The sequence below is a fragment of the Actinokineospora sp. genome, from assembly GCF_050699995.1.
GTDB lineage: Bacteria > Actinomycetota > Actinomycetes > Mycobacteriales > Pseudonocardiaceae > Actinokineospora.
Map to the genome: position 1 here is coordinate 1 of NZ_JBOHGC010000226.1, position 2,994 is coordinate 2,994.

3 protein-coding genes and 1 pseudogene are annotated in these 2,994 nt (G+C 66.5%); all 4 read left to right on the forward strand.

The window, feature by feature from the left end; genetic code table 11:
- Positions 1–367: pseudogene (locus tag ACRDSQ_RS12265) on the forward strand (hypothetical protein); the annotation flags it as partial.
- Between the two features lie 30 nt (positions 368–397).
- The gene (locus ACRDSQ_RS12270; RefSeq protein ID WP_431421060.1) at positions 398–1,675 is read left to right on the forward strand and encodes a DNA polymerase IV; all 1,278 of its coding nucleotides are present in this window, start codon (positions 398–400) and stop codon (positions 1,673–1,675) included.
- Positions 1,676–1,858: 183 nt separating this feature from the next.
- Complete coding sequence (locus ACRDSQ_RS12275; protein ID WP_431421061.1) at positions 1,859–2,215, forward strand: hypothetical protein; 357 nt, start codon at positions 1,859–1,861, stop codon at positions 2,213–2,215.
- A 52-nt stretch (positions 2,216–2,267) separates the two neighbouring features.
- A partial coding sequence (locus ACRDSQ_RS12280; RefSeq protein ID WP_431421062.1) for a recombinase family protein occupies positions 2,268–2,994 on the forward strand: 727 nt, incomplete at its 3' end.

Below are 2,994 nucleotides of genomic sequence, written 5' to 3' on the forward strand. Positions count from 1 at the left end.
GCTCGGCCTCGACGGCTGCCACGTCGGCCTGCCGCGCGACCAGCACCACCGGTTGGTCCAGATCCTGCCGCCGACCGGTCGGAACGCCCGCGCCCTGCTCGACGACCCGGCCGGGGCGATCACCGGCCCGGCCGAGTCGTTGCTGCGCCGCTTCGACACAGAGGGTCTGCGCACCCTGATCTCCGACACCGGACTCGCGGTCGAACTGATCCAGGGCTACGGCGTCGTCGCCGACCTCGTGCCCGGCTCGGTCCTGGAGAGCAACCCCGGCGCCCAGGAGGCACTCGCCCAGTTGGAGCTGGTCGCCGCCACGACACCGCCCCTGCGCGACGTGGCGACCCGCCTGCACGCCATCGCCAGGCGCTGACTGTCGGCTCCCTGTGGTTGGCTCAGGGCCATGGGGAGACGCGGAGACCTGCCAAGAGGGCTGGTCGAGAGATTCAAGGCACGCGACGGCGAGTGGCCCGACGACACCGGCTGCCCGATGCTGCACGCCGACATGGACGCCTTCTACGCCTCGGTGGAGATCCGCAGGCGCCCGGAACTGCGTGACCGGCCGGTCATCGTCGGCGGGGTAGGCGCCCGCGGCGTGGTGTCGGCGGCCAACTACATCGCCCGCACCTTCGGCGTGCGCTCAGCCATGCCGACCGGCCAGGCCCGCAGGCTCTGCCCCCAGGCAGTCTTCCTGCCGCCGAGTTTCGACCTCTACCAGGAGGTCTCCACCGGGGTGCTGGCGATCTTGCGTGACCTCACCCCGCTCGTCGAGCCGCTGAGCCTCGACGAGGCCTTCATGGACGTCTCCGGCTCGCTCCGCAGGCTGCGCACCACCCCGGCGGCCTTGGGCGCGGAGATCCGCCGCCGTGTCCAGGAGGAGTTCGGCATCACCTGCTCGGTCGGCGTGGGCCCCACGAAGTTCGTCGCGAAACTCGCGTCGGGCCTGGCCAAACCCGACGGCATGCTCGTGGTCCCACGCGACCAGGTCACGGAGTTCCTGCACCCACTGCCCGTCTCGGCTCTGTGGGGCGTTGGGAAGAAGACCGCGGAACGCCTCTTCGACGTCGGCCTGGAAAAGGTCTCAGATGTCGCCGCCACCCCGCTTCCGCGCCTCAAACGCATGCTGGGCGTGGCCCTCGCCGAACACCTCCACGCCCTCGCGAACGGTCACGACAGCCGCGCCGTCGTCGCGGAGACAGCTGAGAAGTCCGTCGGCGCCGAGGAGACCTTCGAGATCGACCACTACGACCGAGACCTGCTGAAACGCGAACTCCTGCGGCTCTCCGAACGCACCGTGGCGACCCTGCGCTCACGCGGCCTGCGCGGCCGGACGGTGTCGATCAAGGTGCGCTACTCCGACTTCACCACGATCACCCGGTCCCGCACCCTCCCGGTCCCCACCGACGTGACCCGAGAGGTGTACCAAACCGCCTGCAAACTCCTCGACGAACAGGTCCCGCCGGGCGCGGTCCGACTGATCGGAGTCCGCATGGAACAACTGGGACAGGGCGAAGGTGGCCAACTCCTGCTGGACACCCCTGAACAGGGCTGGCGCGAGGCCGAACAGGCCGCCGACAAGGCGAGATCAAAGTTCGGCACCGCCGCCGTCCGCCCCGCTGCCTTACTGGGCGCCCGACCGGAACGAGCCGGGGCGACGGAACCCAAGCCCGCGAAGTCCTAGGCGCCACACACCAACGCGACAAGCTGCCAGTCAGTGGACCCTGCGCTGAGCCACCCCGACCGTGAACCCCCTATCCCGCACTGATCATCTCGCGCACGGCACCCGTTCGTCGGGAAATCACCATGGCGACCCGCACCTCCGGTAATCAAATCGCTACCCGAAGATCACCGGAGGTAGCAGCTGATGAAGTCCTTACGCCGCTTGGCCGCGCTGGGCGCGGGTCTGGTCACCACCGCGTCCCTGCTCGTGGCCACCGCGCCCGCCGCGGCCGCGGTCACCGACCTGGAACTGGCGACCCGCTGGGCGCCGATCCACCACCAGGACACCGACTCGTCCGACTACGACGCCGACTACCTGTCCAAGATCGACTTCGATCTCGAATGGGACACCCTGAACAACTGGGAGCACCAGGACGACGTGCTCTCCCGCATGACCGGCACGGTGTACTACTCGGTCGTGGAGACCTCGACCCACTGGTTCCTCGGGTACGGCTTCTACCACCCGCGCGACTGGGAGGACTTCTCCGACCCGTCGGGTTGACTGTGAACGCACACACTTGGCCAGGTACGGTCAGGGTGGGATGGGAGTCACGATGACCAGCGGGAACGGTGGTCCGATGAGGACCCAGGACATCTTTCCGGACGCCCTGTCTGCGGACAGGGCGTACCTCGTTGAGGGAGACATGTCCCGTGCACCTTGCGTGTTCTATTTCCGCAAGTCTGCCGGTGATGATTTCGCCACTCAGGTGCTGCGGTGCATGCAGTACGCGCGAAGTGTGGGATTGCGTCTGGACCCTTCTGTGGGAAATGAGGGCGTCTATTACGACGATGACAAGTCGGGCGCGAAGGACATTGAGCGTCCTGGATACAATGCCCTGATCGCGAACATTCTATCCGGCGTCTTGGCGGGGCACCGTGTAATTGTCCGAGACCAGGACCGGCTCAGTCGTCGTGAGGCCTCCATTCTGGAGGAATATCACGTCCTGACTGAATTGGCCAAGGTGCGGACATTTGAGGCGACAGGCCGTGAGATTCGCGACGACGTGACCACCGGCGTTATAGGTGTGTTGAGCCGTTCTGAAGCGAAAATGGCGGGTGCGCGTCAGCGTGCGCGGAAAGAACTTCGGGTGATTGAAGGCAAGACCCCGGCTAGCCGGGTGCGTCGTATCGGCTACACGCCTGGCTACACGGCAATCGTGTGGGAGGAAGCCAAGATACTTCGGCGTGCGCGTAGGAAGATTGTCTCAGGCCAGTCGATCGCGGCTGTCTGTGCGGAGATGAAAAAACAGGGGATTGTCAAGGCCAACGGCAAGCCGTACC

Coding starts and splice junctions, on each gene's coding strand:
- ACRDSQ_RS12275 (WP_431421061.1), top strand. CDS start 1,859: ATGAAGTCCTTACGCCGCTTGGCCGCGCTGGGCGCGGGTCTGGTCACC.
- ACRDSQ_RS12270 (WP_431421060.1), top strand. CDS start 398: ATGGGGAGACGCGGAGACCTGCCAAGAGGGCTGGTCGAGAGATTCAAG.